Here is a 15,348-nt window from a genome sequence, read left to right as displayed (position 1 = left end):
TCAGGCATGGAAGCGCGACAGGAACGCTTTCAGGCGCTCGTTGCTCGGGCTGCGCAGAATATCGGTCGGCGAGCCCTCCGCCGCGATGCGCCCGGCTTCCATGAAGACGATCCGGTCCGAGACGTCGGCCGCGAAGGAGATCTCATGGGTGACGATAACCATCGTCATTCCCTGATCCGCGAGGCTGCGTACGACGCCGAGAACCTCGCCGACCAGCTCGGGATCGAGCGCGCTCGTGACTTCGTCCAGGAGAAGGGCATCCGGCTGCATGGCCAGGGCCCGCGCGATCGCGACGCGCTGCTTCTGTCCGCCGGAAAGCTGGTTCGGCCAGGCATCGCGCTTATCGGCGAGCCCGACCTTCGCGATATAGTCCATCGCGATCTCGACGGCCTCGGCGCGGGGCTTGCGCTGCACGATGATCGGTCCTTCGATCACGTTCTCCAGAACCGTCTTGTGGGGAAACAGATTGAAGTGCTGGAACACCATGCCGACATGGCGCCGTAGCTCGCCCTGGCCCATGAAATGGGCATCGCCGACATGTTTGAGACCAACGCGCCTGCCGCGGAAGAGGATATCGCCGGCATCGGGCCTTTCCAGCATGTTCATGCAGCGGATGAAGGTGGACTTTCCCGAGCCGGAAGGGCCGATGATCGAGAGGACCTCGCCGGCTTTCACCGCCAGGTCGATGCCATGGAGCACCTTCAGGGCCCCGAAGTTCTTGGTGACGCCGGAGGCTTCCAGGAGGGAGCCGGACGAAGCGGACGAAGGCTTGGAGGTCGACGAAGGTTTGGAGGTCATGGAACGCCTTTCCTCAATTGCCCGCGCGCATGCGGCGCTCAACGACGTCGGCGAATTTCGTGACCGGGAACAGGATGACGAAATAGAGGATCGCGACAGCCGTATAGGCCTCCAGCGGTCGATAGGTCTGCCCGTTCACGACGGTCGCCATATAGGTGAGGTCGGCGACCGAGATGACCGATACGAGTGAGGTGTTCTTGAACTGCGTGACCGACTGATTGATGAAGGCGGGCATCATCCTGCGGATCGCCTGCGGCAGGACGATCCTGCGCATGACTTGCCATCCCGACATGCCGATCGCGGCGCCTGCTTCGGATTGCCCCTTGTCGATCGAGACGATGCCACCCCTGAAGACTTCGGCATAGAATGCGGCCGCATAGAGCGACAGCGTCGTCATCGCAGCCGCCCAGTTCGGGATGTCGATCCCGAGAATCAGCGGCAAGGCGTAATAGATCCAGAGCAGCTGCACGAGCAGGGGCGTGCACCGGAACAGCTCCTGGAAGCCCTGTGCGAACCAGTTCAGCGGTCCATTGCCCGACAGCCGCGCGAAGCAGACCGCCAGGCCGAGGATCAGGCCAAGTGCGATCGAGCCGATCGTATAGACGACGGTGATCCACGCCCCCCACAGGAAGAGATCGCTCGCCTGGAGGATCGGGGCAAAGCTCCACGTATACATGTTCTCTCCAGCCTTCCGTGGAGGCGGCCCTCGCGGGCCGCCTGGGAGTTCAGCCGCCGAAGCCGAAGCCTTCGGGCATATCGTCCAGCGTGATGCCGAATGGCTCCAGGCTGTTCACGATCCAGGTCTGGTTGTTGCCGATGCGGCGGTTGTATTCGGCCCAGGAGGAGATGAAGGCCTTCCACTTCTCGTCGGTTCCCCAGTTCATAGCCACCACCGAAGGGGTGGAGAGCACGGGCTGCGGCACCATGACCTTGCCGATGCCGCTGGCCTTCTTGGCCATGACGAGGCCGTTGAGCATCGTGTTCACGAGGCCATCGGCCTTGCCGGTGACGACGGCGACGATCGCTTCGTCGCGGGACTTGAACCGAAGCATCTTTGCCTTCGGCAGGTATTGCTGCGCGATGAGGTCCTGGGAGGAGCCGAGATCGACGGCAAAAGTGTATTTGGGATCGTTGAGCTCGGCCCAGCTCCGCTTCGACAATTCGGGCTTCGGCGAGACGATGACGAAGCTGTTGAAATAGGTCGGCTGGGAGAACGCGACCGACAGCGCCCGTTGCGGCGTCGCGGTGACGCCCAGGGCCAGATCAGCCTTGCCGCTCTGCACGTCCAGGATCGAATTGGGCCAGGTCGATTCAACGACCTGCAATTTGACGCCCAGCGTCTTGGCGATGTCCCTGGCCATCTCGATGGCAAAGCCGCGCCATTCGCCGGTCCGCGGATCCTTGTTGAAATAGGGATCCTCGTTGAGAATTCCCGGGATGCGCAGAACGCCGCGAGCGCGCACGGCTTCCACGGTATCCTCGGCTCTGGCCGTTCCCGAAAGCGCCAGCAGCGAGAGGCCGGCGGCGCAGATTGCCCGAAGGACTTGTTTCATGGGTCTAAACTCCGTTCCCCGCCGATGTACTCGGCCTTGCTCCGATATCCGGATTGACGGCAGCGTAGGCGAGCCACCCTCGCGAACAATGCGAGAGTAGCCCCGCTTCCTACCGGTTTTTTTATATGTTGGCGGTTGTCTCGTAGGTCTTGAGGCTCGCCTCGAGCGACGCAAGGCTCTCCGGGCGCAACGGGGCGAGCGGCGCTCGGATTTCGGTGCTGATGGCCCCGGTGCGGGCGAGCGCTGCCTTCAGCGGTACTGGATTGCTCTCGATGAAGAGATGTCCAATCACGTCGAACAGAGCCTCATGAAGGCGCCGAGCCTTGTCTGTCTCGCCAGCGACCCAGGCCTTGTGCAGAGCGACGATGTCCTTGGGCAGCAGGTTCGAGGCGACGCTCGTCACGCCGTCGGCACCGACCGCGAGGAAGGGCAGGGTGAGCCCATCATCGCCTGAGTGGATCACGAATTCCTCACCGAGGGCACGGCGCAGTTCGGTGATCCTCTCGACCTTGCCGCCGGCCTCCTTGATGCCGACGATGTTGGTATGGGCTTTCGCCAGGCGCGCCGCCGTCTCCGGCGCGATTTCGACTCCGGTACGTCCCGGCACGCTGTAGAGCATGATCGGGATCTCCACCGCCGCAGCAATGGCGGAGAAATGGTCGAACAGGCCGGCCTGAGAAGGCTTGTTGTAATAGGGCGTGACGATCAGGAGGCCGTCGACGCCCAGCGCCTGCGCCCGCACGGCTTTCCCGATGGCCAGGTTCGTCGCGTTGGATCCTGCGCCGGCCATCACGAAGGCTCGGCCTTTGGCCGCTGCGACCGTGGTGCGAATGACGTCCTCTGCCTCGCTGTCAGTCAGGGTCGCGGCCTCGCCCGTGGTGCCGACCGGTACAAGCCCGGCCACACCCGCTTCCAGCTGCTTCTTGATCAAGGCTTCGAGCGCCGGGGTATCGACCGCGCCGTTCCTGAACGGCGTCACGAGAGCGGTGAAGACGCCAGCCATGCGCTGACGAAGTTGCTTATCGATCATTGTGCAATTCCCTTTTCCCGAAGCCTCAGTCGATGACGACCTTGGTCTCGCTCATTTCCCGCAAGGTCATGTGGATGCCCTCGCGTCCCAGGCCGCTGGACTTGATTCCGCCGAACGGCACGTTCTCGGCCCTGAAATCGGGGCCCTCATTGATCATCACGCCACCGACGCGCAGTTCGCGCGAGAAGCGTTTGACCAGCGCGTGATCGTTGGTGAAGACGCCGGCCTGGAGGCCGTAGATGCCGTCACTGACCTCGGCGATGACGCTGCCGACATCGCTGAAGCGGCGGACTGCCAGAACCGGGCCGAAGGTTTCGGAGCGCACGAGGTCCGTGCCTTCCGACACGGCGTCGAGGAGCGTCGGAGCAAAGAGCGTCCCCTTCCGGACGCCGCCTGCCAGCAGCTCTGCCCCATCGGTGACCGCCTGCCTGACACGCCGCTCCACCTCCATGGCGGCCTGCTCATCGATGACGGTTCCCATGACCGTGTCCGCATCGGCCGGATCGCCCGTGCGAACGGCCTCGATTCTCGCGACGATGCGCTCCAGCATGGTTTCGCGAATGGAGTCGTGAAGGAAGAGGCGCTTCACCGCAGCGCAGCTTTGCCCGGCGATCTCGAAACGATGGCCAATGGCGACGTCGGCCGCGCGGTCCAGATCGGCGTCGGGCATGACGATCAGCGGGTCATTGCCACCGAGCTCCATCAGGCAACGGACCAGGCCGGATGCGTTCTTCAGCGCCAGCCCGGCTGCGGGTCCGCCGGTGAAGCTCAGAATGTCGATATCGCCGCCGGCAATGGTCGCGGCGACCTCGGCGCCCCCATGCACGACGGTGAACAGGCCTGCGGGAAAGCCGGCCTTGGCAGCGAGTTCGGCCAGGCGCGCCGCCGCGAGCGGCGCCTTCGGTGACGGCTTGGCAACGACCGCGTTGCCGGCCGCGATCGCGGGACCGAGCTTATGGCAAAGCAGGTTGAGCGGATAGTTGAAGGGCGTGATCGCCCCGACCACGCCGGCGGCCTCATAGGTGATGGACGCGAACTTGCTGGGCGCGCCGGGCACAATTGCCGTCGGCAGCACCTCGCCATGCAGCACGGTCACCGCATCGCCGGACAGGCGCAGGGTGTTCTGGGCGCGACGGACCTCATTGCGGGCCTCCGCGATCGTCTTGCCGACTTCAGCGCAGATGATTTTGGCCATATCGTCGGCCTCATCAGCGAGAAGCACCGCGAGGCGGTAGAGCAAGGCCTTGCGTTCCGCCGGAGTGCTGAAGCGGAACTCGCGCCACGCCCGGCGCGCGCCTTGCAGAGCTTTTGCGACCGCGACCTCATCGGCAACCGCGACCTGACCAATTCTGGCGCCCGAGTAGGGATTGAACACCTCGATCTGTGGGGATGCGGTTGCGGCTGCGGGACGTTTCACAAGGGTGATGGTCACGGTCTAGGACTCCAGATCGTCTGTTTTCAGGTCGGCAAGTGCTGCCAAGGACACCGGCCGCAGGGGCCAACGAGGTGGGATGGCCGAAGGCACGGCCTCGCCGCGCAGGGCGGCGATCGTCGGGCCGCAGAAACGCCCCTGGCAGACACCCATCCCGAACCGCCCCATGAGGCGGATCTCCCGAGTCGAGGCATCGTCCGGGAGCGATCTGAAGTCGGAGAGGCGACGCGCCTCGCAGCGGCAGATCAGCGTCTCGGGGGTTGGCTCCGGCAAGGCGGAGCGGAACAGGTTGAAGAGGGCGGCCTGGACATTCCGCGCCGCCGTCAGCCTGGCCTCGACTTGCCCGTCGGGACGCCGCATCCCCAGACGCGCGAGGACCGTGCAGGCTGCACGGCGGCCGTCCAGGATGGCCGCGTCCGCGCCCAGAACCTCGCGCCCGTCGCCGGCAAGGACAACGGGAACGGCCCCGTCAGGATCCGAAAGGGGTATGCCGACCCGGTTGGGCTCGATGCCGTCATGCACCAGCACATGCCGGGCGCGCAGACGATGAAGGGAGCCACTGCGCCTGACCCGAATGTCCAGACCCGCATCATCCTCGCGAACGGAGAGGATGTCGGTTCCGGTCCGGTAGGGGACGCCCTGCGACAGGAGCGTGGCGGCGTAGGAAGCCGCCTCGCCGAGTTGCGGCCCTGCCCCGACCATCTGCAGCAGGGCGTTGAAGCGAAGCCATGGACGCCCTCGCTCCAGCACCGCGACCGGCGGGTTGCCCGCCTTGGCAAGCTGTGCGGATACGGCAAGAAGAAGGGGGCCTGTTCCGGCGACCAGGATGGGCCCCGTCGGTGGGACGCCGGTCTCCTTGAGCAGGACCTGAGCTCCGCCCGCGGTCATGACGCCCGGCAGGTCCCAGCCCTCGAACGGATGGATCTTCTCAACCGCTCCGACAGCGATGACTGCCGCGCGGACCGTGCGGGCAAAAACCCTGCCGGCCGCCCGATCGTCGAAGAGATGGCGGCCATCGCCGTCGACGCCCAGGAAGACGGTGTCGGTGCGCAATTCGATGCGGCTGCCGGCAGCCTCGATACGCTGGGCGAGCTCGGCCCAGTTGCGTCGGTGCCGGGCGGGCGTGTGCACGGCATGGGCCGCGCCGCGGGCCGCCTGGCGGTGGATCGCGCCGCCCAGTTGATCGCGCTGCTCGACCAGAAGCACACGCAATCCAGCCTCTGCGAGAGTGGCCGCAGCGCTTGCTCCGGCGGGCCCGCCGCCGACGACGAGGATCGGAATGTCAGTCATTCCGCCCCCCAACCGAGGGCATGGACCCAATTCTCAACCCATCCCTGGCGGGCGTCAGGCACGCCTCGACCGGTGCGCCACCCTCGACCGAGACGACGCAAGCCTGGCACGCGCCGATGCCGCAGAAGACACGTCCGCGCACCGGCGCGCCTTCCGGACCGAGGCTGAGGATGCCGGCCCGGCCCAAGGCCGCTGCAATCGTCTCGCCGGGGCGGAAGGGCACGACGCGATCGTTCCAGAATATCCGCGACATCATTGGCAGGCCTCGACCCCGGCAAATCGAGCGGGTGTCAGCATCGAAAGATCGGCGGCGAGCGGCCGGTCCAGGACTATTCGCGCCGCGGATTCGCCCATGAAGGGACCAAGGCAGATGCCGTCGCCCTCGAAACCGGTCGCGACGACGAGCCCATCGACATGCGGGTGCCTGCCGATGATCGGCAGCCCATCACGCGAGGCCGTCCGCACGCCCGCGAATGTTCTCACCACGCGCCGCGCCCCGAGCGGTGGATAGAGATCGAGGGCTGCCCGCAAGATGGCCGACACGGTCACCGCGTCTGTTCGATGATCGCTGCGATTGTCCTCTCGACTGCCGCCCAGAAGGAACTGGCCGGTCACCAGCGGGTCGATGACGAGGCCGATATGCGATCTGTCCAGAACGATGCCGCGCTTGGCCGCGAGATAGGAGGCGGCCATGAGATGCCCGTCGATGGCGGGACGCCCGGCACTTGCCCGATCGGTGACGACCATCTGTCCCTTCCGCGGGATAAGGATGTCGCCCAGGTTCAGGAGATGGGCCGATCCGATACCGGCCGCGACGAGGACCGCGTCCGCCGGCAGGACTTCGTCCGCGAGCGCGACGCCGACGGCACGGCCATCCCGCACCACGATCTCGGACACCGGCGCCCGGCGCCGCACGACGATGTCGCTCCGCTGCAGCAGGCGCGCCGTGATCTGGTACCCAAGGGCGTGGCCGTCATCGGGAATCTCGAGGGCGGCCGCGACGCGTTCGCCAAGACCGGGGATGCGGTTCATCAGGTCGGCTCGCGCGACCGCGATGACGCGTTCGCCGGCCTGGGCGAGGTCAGCGCCGTGCTGCGACACGAGTTCCGCTTCAAGGGCGTTCTGCGCGATCAGGAAGGTCGAGCGGCGATGGAACAGCCCTTGGAAGAGGCCGTCGGCTTCCAACTGACCGTAGAAGGCCCTGGCATGACGGGCGAGGTCCATCATCGGCCCCGGGCGCTTGCTGGCCACCGAGACCGCGCCGTCGGATGCGCCGGTCGCACCGGCTGCCGGGCCCGATGCATCCAGCAACGTGACCCTTGCGCCCGCGGCCGCGAGGAAATGGGCGGCGGCAGCACCGACGATTCCCGCGCCAACCACGGCGACATGCATTGAGGAGGGGCGGGCCATGACGGCGATCTTGTTTCCCAGAAGAGGTGCGCCGAACCTCTTCCGCTTCGCCCGGCCGGTCGATCCAAATGATCGGCGCCGACTTGCCTCATTGTTTGAAAGTGGCGGAAATCGCTCGGCTGTGGGACATGCAGGTCGCTTTCCTGGGAGGGGCTGCCATGCGTGACGCCAACCTGACGCTCATCCAAACGTTCTTCATCGTTGCGCGCGACGGCTCCTATTCCGCAGCCGCGCGCAAGCTCGGCATGAGCTATCAGTCTGCCGCCAATCATGTCCGGCGGCTTGAGCAGGTTCTGGGAGAGCGCCTGGTGGTCTCGGAGCAGGGCGCGAAGACGGTTATTCTGACGCCTCGCGGACGCAGCCTCTACAAGTTGCTGCTGCCTGAGCTGGATACGATGCTCGCCCGGCTCGACCGCACCCTGGACAAGGAGCGTCCGGTCCTGCGTATCGGGCTTCCGCAAGCCATCTTCTACTATCTCCTGCCGCCGGTCCTGGCCCGCTTCCGTGAGCGTTACCCCCAGGTGGAGATCGTGGCCTATGAGCGCGACACGTCGCTCCCGGAACTGATCAAGGACGGCAGCCTGGATGTCTGCATCACCGAACGGTATTTCGGGGACCCGAACGTTCCGCAGCACCTCGTCTGCACCTATCGGCCGGCGCTGATCTTCCCGACGTCCTGGGGGGATCCGCCTTCGCCGAGCAGCATCAAGGATTGGGCCACAGGCCGGCCGTTCGTGACCTATGAGCCAGGCCAGCTCCTTCGCAATCTCGCGGTCGACTATCTCAGGCCACAGGATTCCGAAATGGAGATCGCGATCTCGACGTCGGGCAGTTCGAGCGTCAAGCGATGTGTCGAGGCCGGCCTCGGCTTTGCGATCATTCCGGAATGGTGCCTGGGGGAGCAGGAGCCAAATGTAACAAAGGTTGATATAGATGGATTGCCGGAGATTCCGATTTACTTTGGTGAGGCAATTTTTCTATTCAATAATACCTATGTCAAATCGCTGAGGCAATTGTGTACGGATCTGATTAAATTCTATTAGAAGTCGAAATTTGCTTAGTTATTACAGATTCCGAGCATTGCATGAGGCCTTCCCTGATCGCTGGGTGGCACCCTGCTACAGGTGAATGCTCGCGAAAGCGAACGCGGCGACCTTCGCAGTCAGGTAAAGCGATCGGCTGCCGATGCTTCCGCGGGGGTTCTGGGCCACTCCGCCAGCCGCCTCAGCGGAGGTCGATGGTTGTCTCGACACTATGCTGAAGCGAGGGCGCATCGTCTGACGTGAGCGACATGCGCAGGCGCACGACGCGTCCTTGCAGGTTTCCCTCGCGTACGACGCGCTCGATCTCCCGTTGAGAGGTCAGCCCGACCTCCTTCAGGAACTTCCGGACGGCCATGTTGAAACGGTCCTCATCCATGATCGCTCTCCAAACTCGCTGCCAAGGGCCGCGTACATTGGTGATACACCCGGATGAGCTCACCGGCAGCACCCGCGCAATTGAGCGCGCATCGGCTTTCGGCGTCGGGGGCCGCTCAACGGTCGTCCAGCGCGTCATCCGGATGGATTGGGAAGACTGGCCGGCGGAGCTGCGTGTAGGGCAGCGAAGCGATCTTGCTGGTGCAGGGGCCGGATGTTGCAACCGTGTAGCTGCCCTTGGCGATCTTGTCGTAGGCACGCCGATGCGCGACGGCCGCCTTGACGCCGATCGCCTTCAGGGTCTCCGGGTGGATGCCCTGCGAGCGGAACTGCCCAAGGTCGAAGGGGGGTGTCTTGCGGCTGGTCAGCAGCACGCTGATCCCGCGTCCAGTGGTCACCACGGCAGAGGGCCCCATGCTGAAATGGGCGCCCTGGGAGGCGGCTAGATGGCTGTTCAGGTCCTCCAGCGCAAAGTCGCCATCGCTTGAGCTGACGAATCGGGCCTCGATTTCGACTGGGCCTTCGGCAATGGCGCTCCCCTTGCCGCCGACCGAGATCCTCCGGACATCGCCCGGCCTGGCATCAGAGAGCGCAGCAACCGCCGCGGCGTCGGCGATGGCAATGGCACAGTTCTCGACCTCATGGCGCAGGAACGCGCGGAGCACGGACGTGCCGTCGCCGGGCGCGCCGCCACCGATATTGTCCGCCGGCTCGACGACGATATAGGGGCCGCCCGGCAGACGCTGAATCTCCGCAACGGCGTCGTCGAGATCCCATTCGCTGGGCAGGCCGAAGGCGCGCAGGGTCGCGGCCGTTTCCGTGAGCCGCGCCAGCGCTCCACGCGCCTCAGCTTCCGCTCCCGTGGTCACCACGCAGAATGCGACGCCGGCCTCGGGAACATCGGAGAATGAATAGCCGCCGACGACGTTGACAGCCCAGATCGCGGGATCGTCGCTTTCGATCGCCCGAGCCATGGCCTCGAGCTCGCGCATCGGCCGATCGGCCGTTCCGGTTCCTGTCGGTGGCCACATGACGGGAGCGTTGCACGAATGCATGCGCGGAAGGCTGTTCTCGTTCAGGGCCCGTGCGAGCAGCTGCGCCGCGCGCTTGGCCGATTCCCGAGCATCGGTGTGCGGGTTCTCGCGATAGGCGACGAGGCCATTGGCGTGGGCAGCCATGGCCGCGGTGAAATTCGCGTGGAGGTCGAAGACACCGAAGACCGGCAGGTCCTCGCAGCCGGGCACCGCACGGATATGGGCGAGCAAAGCACCCTCCGGGTCGAGACATGCTGACGTCACCATGGCACCGTGCAGGGCGAGCCAGATGCCGTCGAGGCCGCCATCCGCAAGCGCTGCCCTGAGCCCTGCGTCGAACTCGTCTCGGAAGCGGTCGAAGACAGCCTGTTCGACGGTGCCCGAGGGCAGGGCCGTGTAGTCGATCGTCGGTACGACCTGCCACCCCTCGGCTTCGGCCACCTCCAGGAAACCATCGAGCGTGGATCCGTCTCCGCGCCGCTGCAACACCTCGCCACCGCGCCGGATCGTGAAGTCGGCGAGGCTCGTAACCTCGTCGATGAAGCTGTGCGTCTCGTGAAACAGCGCGGCGAGCAGGATGCGGCGGGGGCGTGCCATGCTGGGGAAACCAATCTCGACAGGAAGCGGCGTGGCACCATTTCGGACGCGGGGGCGTTCCGGATCAAGACGCCATTATTCCGTCAGGAGAAACCACTCTGCTTTGACAGGGGGAAGCGACCTCCCGTTAGATCCTGGCGGAGGAGCGGGACGGTGCGGTTGCGTCGTGTCGCCGAGCGGGGGCTATCTGCATGCGCGTCTTCGTTGCATCGCTGGCGACTGAAACCAACACCTTCGCTCCGCTCTTCGTCGATCGCAGCGCCTTTGAGGCGGCCTTCTACTGTCCGCCCGGTACGCACCCGGAAACGCCGACGCTGTGCTCGGCGCCGGTGGTCGCCGCCCGCCGCCGCGCTGCCAGCGAGGGCTACACCCTGATCGAGGGCACGGCGACATGGGCCGAGCCTGCAGGGCTCGTCTCGCGCGAGGGCTATGAAAGCCTGCGGGATGAAATTCTTAGCCAGCTTCGTGAGGCGCTCCCTGTCGATATCGTGCTGCTGGGGCTGCATGGCGCAATGGTTGCGCGCGACTATGACGATTGCGAGGGCGACCTGATGGCGCGCGCCCGCGCGCTTGCCGGCCCCGATTGCGTCATCGGGGCCGAGCTCGACATGCATTGCCATCTCACCACTGAGATGGTCGATGCCGCTGATGTCATCATTGCCTTCAAGGAGTTTCCGCATACCGACTTTCTCGATCGGGCGGAGGATCTTCTCGAGCTCTGTCTGCGGACAGCGCGCGCGCAGGTGAAACCCGTCAGCGCTGTCTTCGACTGCCGCGGAATTGCGAGCTTCATGACAAGCCGCGAGCCAGGTCGCAGTTTCGTCGACCGTATCAAGGCGATGGAGGGCAGGGACGGTATCCTGAGCATCTCGGTCGCGCACGGCTTCCAGGCGGCGGACGTGGCGGATGTCGGCACGAAGGTGCTCGTCATCGCCGATCGCGATGCGGGCAAGGCGGCAGCGCTCGCCAAGACGCTTGGGCTGGAAATCCTGCGCTGGGGTCCCAGCGGTGCGGCGCCGAAGCACTACAAGCCTGATGAGGGTATCGAGGCGGCGCTGGCACTGGCGCAGGATGGCCGTCCCGTCATCCTCGCCGATCGCTGGGACAATCCCGGCGGCGGCGTCGCCGGCGATTCCTCCGTGATGGTCGAGGCGCTGCTCAGACGGCCGGAGGTGCCGGCCGCGATCGGGGCGCTCTGGGACCCCGTCGCCGTGAGCCTGTGCCGCGCCGCCGGGGTTGGAGCCGAGATTTCCCTGCGCTTCGCTGGCAAGGCTGCGCCGTCGTCGGGCCGGCCGATCGATGCCACGGTGCTGGTGACAGGCACGACGTCCGAGCTTGTGGTGCCCTTTGCGCAGAGCTGGGTTTCGCTCGGGCCGGCTGCGGCGATCCGCATCGGCGCTCTCGATATCGTCCTCGCATCGACCCGCGCTCAGACCTTCAGCCCTCCGGTCTTCACCAATCTCGGCATTGATCTGGCTGCAAAGCGGGTCGTGGTCGTCAAATCCTCGAACCATTTCCATGCGGCCTTTGCGCCGATCGCGGCCAGCGTTCTCTATCTCGACAGCGGCGGCCCATACCCACCGGACGCCAGCAAGATCGCCTACACCAAGATCCGCCGCCCATTCTCGCCGCTGGACCCGAACCCATGGCTCTGATCGCCCCCGGTGGCGCGCTGCCGCGTCTGTCACTCGCCGATATCGACGATCAACGCCTCGATGGGCTGAGCAAGGGGCTGCCGCCAGGCATATCGGGCCTGCGACTGGGCGATATCGGGACGCAAGGCTGGAATGTTCTGGCCGGCGACTTGCCGCTCCCGATTGCGGTGATCCGCGAGAGCGTGCTGAGGCGAAACAGCGTCTGGATGAGCGCGTTCACCGCAGAGAACGGTCTGGTGATCGCGCCCCATGGCAAGACGACCATGGCGCCGCAGCTCTTCGACCTGCAGATCGCCGACGGCGCCTGGGCCATTACCGTGGCGACGATCCAGCAGCTTCAGGTGTGCCGCCAATTCGGTGTCAGACGCGTGATCCTCGCCAATCAGCCTGTCGGACGCCAGGAGATCACCGCCTGCCTCGATGCCGTGATGGATGAGGGCTTTGCGTTGTATTGCCTGGCCGACAGCGTCGAAGGTGTCGCATTGCTGGCGGAGGCCGCCCGGCGCGCGCCGCCGCCATCGGGCAATCCGCTGCGCATCCTCGTCGAGATCGGTTTCATGGGCGGCCGAACGGGTGCGCGCAGCCGGGCCGAGGCGATGGCGATCGCCCGTGCCATCAGTGGGGCGGCTGGGCTGCAACTTGCCGGGTTCGAGTGTTTCGAAGGGTTACATAGTGTCACCGCAGGTGCCGACCGCCTCCTCGACGACATGATCGACGTGGCGTTGGCCGCCGAAGCGGAGGGTTTGCTCGGCCCCGATCCCATGGTGCTGAGTGCCGGCGGAACCGCCCTTTTCGATCGCGTCGGAGAAAAGCTGAACGCGGCGTCCTTTGCGCGATCCATCGTGAAGGTCCTGCGCTCGGGTTGTTACCTGACGCACGATTCAACAGCCTATGCCAGTGCATTCCGGCGCATCGTCATGGAAACAAGCCTGACCCTGCCGGCGGGCGGACTCGAGCCGGCGCTTGAGGTCTGGGCCTATGTCCAATCGCGGCCCGAGCGAGGTCGTAGCCTGCTCACCGTCGGCAAGCGCKACATCAGCTACGACGCAGGCATGCCCGTTCCCCTGCGCTGGTTCCGGCAGGGCATGAGCAATCCCGAGCCGATGCCGGCAGGGCACACGGTTCTCGCACTCAACGACCAGCACTGCCATCTCGGTACGCCGGAGGACAGCCCGCTCCAGGTTGGAGACATGGTCGGCTTCGGCATCGGTCATCCCTGTACGACCTTCGACAAATGGGCTCTGCTGATGCTGGTCGACGACGATTACGGCGTGCGCGGGGCCGTCAGAACGTTCTTCTGAGAGGCCCTACTTGGAAACCGTGTTTCTTGTTGCGAAACCAGGAATCCTTGACGCGAATTCTGGCGACTCCTAGCCTCCGTCGGAGAGAGGGATGATCTGCGGGCGGGAATCGGCGAGGGCGACAGGCGTCTCGCTTCATGCGGCGGGTGCTGATGGGAGATCAGCGTCTTGTAGGCTTCAGGCCGAGATCATGCCCTGTGATCATATGTGGAAGGATCGTTCGTGAAGCCTCCGTCATTCCCGATGATCGCCCCCGAGCCGGAGATGGCAGAGGAGCTATCGCGCCGCAGCCTGCTGCGGCTTGTGCTCGCCAGCAGTGCCATGGCGCTTTCGCCCGCGATCATGGTTGGCGATGCTGCGGCCGAGACGCCGGTTTCCGGTGGAACACTGACGATCGGCGCCGATGCCGACCCGATCGGGCTGGATCCGGTCACGCTTACGGCGTTCTCCTCCTATGATTTCACCAGCCTGATCTATACGGGGCTGCTGCGCTGGTCCGCGCAGATGAAGATCGAGCCCGACCTCGCGCTGAGCTACGATCAACCCGATCCCAAGACCTATGTCTTCCGCCTGCGGCAGGGCGTGAAATTCCACAATGGCCAGGATTTCACGGCCAATGATGTGAAGCACACCTTCGATCGTATCCTGAGCCCGGCTTCCGGCAGCCGCCTGCGGGCGTTCTATTCCAGCGTCGATGCGGTTACGGTCATCGACCCCTACACTGTCAAATTCCAGCTGAACGCGACCGATGCGGCCTTCCTGAGCAATCTGGCGACCAGCCCCAATGGTGCGATCGTCCCGGCCGGGGTCGAGAACCTCAACACCCAGCCCGTCGGAACCGGCCCCTTCGTGTTCGAGGCCTATCAGCCGAATCTGCAATTCTCGCTGACCGCGCATGCGGGCTATTATGAGAAGGGGCAGCCGCATCTCTCCAGGGTGGTGTTCAAGTTCTACAAGGACCAGGCCACGCTGACCTCGGCGCTGCGGTCGCGCGCGATCGACATGACCTGGCTGAAGGACCCGAAAGTCGCGGCTGCGATTGCGCGCACCTCGCCCAACCTCGTGTCCGCTCCCGGTCAGACCTCGCGGACCTTCCCGATCTGGCTGAACATGAAGGCCAAGCCCCTGAACGATGTCAGGGTGCGCCGCGCGCTTAGCCTCGCGACCGATCGCAAGGCCTGCCTCGACACGATCCTGGGCGGTTCGGGCAAGATCGGCGCGATGATCCCGGAAAGCCAGGTCGGCGGCTATGATGGCACCGGGGAACTGCCCTACTACAAGCATGATCCGGCAGCGGCGAAGGTTCTGCTGGCCGAGGCCGGTTATCCCGAGGGCATCGATCTCGGCAATTACATCATCGTCGCAGCCAACCCGCTCGACGTCGCCTGTGCGCAGATCCTGCAGCAGCAATGGCAGGTGGCGGGAATCACGGTCAAACTGACGCCGATGGAGACGGCACCGCTCTTGACCATGTGGAACACCGGTACGTGGCCGACGCTGCTCTCGGTCGCCCTGTCCTGGACGCCGGACTCGGACGCCACCCTTCAATACATCAAGTCGGACAGCGCTACCGGCAAGGGCACCGGATCGAACGATGCCGCACTCGACAGAATGATCCTGGAAGCCCGCGCCGAACTCGACCTCGGCCTGCGTGCGGCCAAGAACATGGCGATCCAGCGCCATATCGCCGACCAAGCCTACATCATCCAAGTCTACCAGTACCCGCTCCGCTGGGAGATCTGGTGGAACTACGTCAAGGATTACGTTCCGATCGCTGCGAATATCCGCTCCTTCGTGCGCACGGCATGGCTGAAAAAATAACTCCCCCGT

Annotated in this window: 14 protein-coding genes; 4 read left to right on the top strand and 10 right to left on the bottom strand. The window is 65.0% G+C overall.

The features are described 5' to 3' along the window. From AC1DGP_RS14050 to AC1DGP_RS14015, 8 genes are all read right to left on the bottom strand, one after another. Nucleotides 1-798: an amino acid ABC transporter ATP-binding protein gene (locus tag AC1DGP_RS14050; protein ID WP_441492124.1), complete on the bottom strand. Its 798-nt coding sequence runs from the start codon at nucleotides 796-798 to the stop codon at nucleotides 1-3. A 13-nt stretch (nucleotides 799-811) separates the two neighbouring features. After that, complete coding sequence (locus AC1DGP_RS14045; protein ID WP_441492123.1) at nucleotides 812-1,474, bottom strand: amino acid ABC transporter permease; 663 nt, start codon at nucleotides 1,472-1,474, stop codon at nucleotides 812-814. Nucleotides 1,475-1,523: 49 nt separating this feature from the next. Continuing rightward, nucleotides 1,524-2,351 (bottom strand): transporter substrate-binding domain-containing protein, encoded by an 828-nt coding sequence (locus tag AC1DGP_RS14040; protein ID WP_441492122.1) that lies wholly within the window; start codon nucleotides 2,349-2,351, stop codon nucleotides 1,524-1,526. A 121-nt stretch (nucleotides 2,352-2,472) separates the two neighbouring features. Next, complete coding sequence (dapA, locus tag AC1DGP_RS14035; protein ID WP_441504217.1) at nucleotides 2,473-3,381, bottom strand: 4-hydroxy-tetrahydrodipicolinate synthase; 909 nt, start codon at nucleotides 3,379-3,381, stop codon at nucleotides 2,473-2,475. Between the two features lie 25 nt (nucleotides 3,382-3,406). Continuing rightward, nucleotides 3,407-4,813 carry an aldehyde dehydrogenase family protein gene (locus tag AC1DGP_RS14030; RefSeq protein ID WP_441504218.1) on the bottom strand — a complete coding sequence of 469 codons (1,407 nt, stop codon included), beginning with the start codon at nucleotides 4,811-4,813 and terminating at the stop codon, nucleotides 3,407-3,409. 3 nt (nucleotides 4,814-4,816) lie between these two features. Then, nucleotides 4,817-6,103: an FAD-dependent oxidoreductase gene (locus tag AC1DGP_RS14025; protein ID WP_441504219.1), complete on the bottom strand. Its 1,287-nt coding sequence runs from the start codon at nucleotides 6,101-6,103 to the stop codon at nucleotides 4,817-4,819. After that, nucleotides 6,096-6,359, bottom strand: coding sequence for a 2Fe-2S iron-sulfur cluster-binding protein (locus AC1DGP_RS14020; RefSeq protein WP_441504220.1), 264 nt, complete (start codon nucleotides 6,357-6,359; stop codon nucleotides 6,096-6,098). The genes AC1DGP_RS14025 and AC1DGP_RS14020 overlap by 8 nt, the downstream gene beginning before the upstream one ends. Next, nucleotides 6,356-7,513: an NAD(P)/FAD-dependent oxidoreductase gene (locus AC1DGP_RS14015; protein ID WP_441492117.1), complete on the bottom strand. Its 1,158-nt coding sequence runs from the start codon at nucleotides 7,511-7,513 to the stop codon at nucleotides 6,356-6,358. The genes AC1DGP_RS14020 and AC1DGP_RS14015 overlap by 4 nt, the downstream gene beginning before the upstream one ends. A 68-nt stretch (nucleotides 7,514-7,581) precedes the next feature. On the opposite strand from AC1DGP_RS14015, the gene AC1DGP_RS14010 reads away from it, so the two are divergent. Then, nucleotides 7,582-8,556, top strand: a complete 975-nt coding sequence (locus AC1DGP_RS14010) for a LysR family transcriptional regulator (RefSeq protein ID WP_441492116.1) — start codon at nucleotides 7,582-7,584, stop codon at nucleotides 8,554-8,556. A 181-nt stretch (nucleotides 8,557-8,737) separates the two neighbouring features. On the opposite strand, the gene AC1DGP_RS14005 is transcribed toward AC1DGP_RS14010, so the two are convergent. Then, nucleotides 8,738-8,932 carry a DUF6494 family protein gene (locus AC1DGP_RS14005; protein WP_441504221.1) on the bottom strand — a complete coding sequence of 65 codons (195 nt, stop codon included), beginning with the start codon at nucleotides 8,930-8,932 and terminating at the stop codon, nucleotides 8,738-8,740. A gap of 115 nt (nucleotides 8,933-9,047) precedes the next feature. Next, entirely contained in the window at nucleotides 9,048-10,562 is a 1,515-nt protein-coding gene (locus AC1DGP_RS14000; RefSeq protein ID WP_441504222.1) for a M81 family metallopeptidase, read from the bottom strand. Between the two features lie 191 nt (nucleotides 10,563-10,753). Here AC1DGP_RS14000 and AC1DGP_RS13995 point away from each other — a divergent pair, with 191 nt between their 5' ends. From AC1DGP_RS13995 to AC1DGP_RS13985, 3 genes are all read left to right on the top strand, one after another. Continuing rightward, a complete protein-coding gene (locus tag AC1DGP_RS13995) occupies nucleotides 10,754-12,217 on the top strand; it encodes a M81 family metallopeptidase (protein ID WP_441504223.1) in 1,464 nt (487 codons plus the stop codon). Beyond that, nucleotides 12,208-13,518 (top strand): alanine racemase, encoded by a 1,311-nt coding sequence (locus tag AC1DGP_RS13990; RefSeq protein WP_476832226.1) that lies wholly within the window; start codon nucleotides 12,208-12,210, stop codon nucleotides 13,516-13,518. The genes AC1DGP_RS13995 and AC1DGP_RS13990 overlap by 10 nt, the downstream gene beginning before the upstream one ends. 222 nt (nucleotides 13,519-13,740) lie before the next feature. Beyond that, nucleotides 13,741-15,339 (top strand): ABC transporter substrate-binding protein, encoded by a 1,599-nt coding sequence (locus tag AC1DGP_RS13985; RefSeq protein WP_441504225.1) that lies wholly within the window; start codon nucleotides 13,741-13,743, stop codon nucleotides 15,337-15,339. Nucleotides 15,340-15,348 lie beyond the last annotated feature (9 nt).

Source organism: Allobosea sp. 05T433 (assembly GCF_056396065.1).
Note: the sequence above shows the minus strand (reverse complement) of the source record. Positions and strands in the feature narration are given on the sequence as shown.

Bases quoted from the DNA above. Each gene is read 5' to 3' on its own strand.
- AC1DGP_RS14050 (WP_441492124.1), bottom strand. From the start codon at position 798: ATGACCTCCAAACCTTCGTCGACCTCCAAGCCTTCGTCCGCTTCGTCC.
- AC1DGP_RS14045 (WP_441492123.1), bottom strand. From the start codon at position 1,474: ATGTATACGTGGAGCTTTGCCCCGATCCTCCAGGCGAGCGATCTCTTC.
- AC1DGP_RS14040 (WP_441492122.1), bottom strand. From the start codon at position 2,351: ATGAAACAAGTCCTTCGGGCAATCTGCGCCGCCGGCCTCTCGCTGCTG.
- dapA (WP_441504217.1), bottom strand. From the start codon at position 3,381: ATGATCGATAAGCAACTTCGTCAGCGCATGGCTGGCGTCTTCACCGCT.
- AC1DGP_RS14025 (WP_441504219.1), bottom strand. From the start codon at position 6,103: ATGACTGACATTCCGATCCTCGTCGTCGGCGGCGGGCCCGCCGGAGCA.
- AC1DGP_RS14020 (WP_441504220.1), bottom strand. From the start codon at position 6,359: ATGATGTCGCGGATATTCTGGAACGATCGCGTCGTGCCCTTCCGCCCC.
- AC1DGP_RS14015 (WP_441492117.1), bottom strand. From the start codon at position 7,513: ATGGCCCGCCCCTCCTCAATGCATGTCGCCGTGGTTGGCGCGGGAATC.
- AC1DGP_RS14010 (WP_441492116.1), top strand. From the start codon at position 7,582: ATGATCGGCGCCGACTTGCCTCATTGTTTGAAAGTGGCGGAAATCGCT.
- AC1DGP_RS14005 (WP_441504221.1), bottom strand. From the start codon at position 8,932: ATGGATGAGGACCGTTTCAACATGGCCGTCCGGAAGTTCCTGAAGGAG.
- AC1DGP_RS14000 (WP_441504222.1), bottom strand. From the start codon at position 10,562: ATGGCACGCCCCCGCCGCATCCTGCTCGCCGCGCTGTTTCACGAGACG.
- AC1DGP_RS13995 (WP_441504223.1), top strand. From the start codon at position 10,754: ATGCGCGTCTTCGTTGCATCGCTGGCGACTGAAACCAACACCTTCGCT.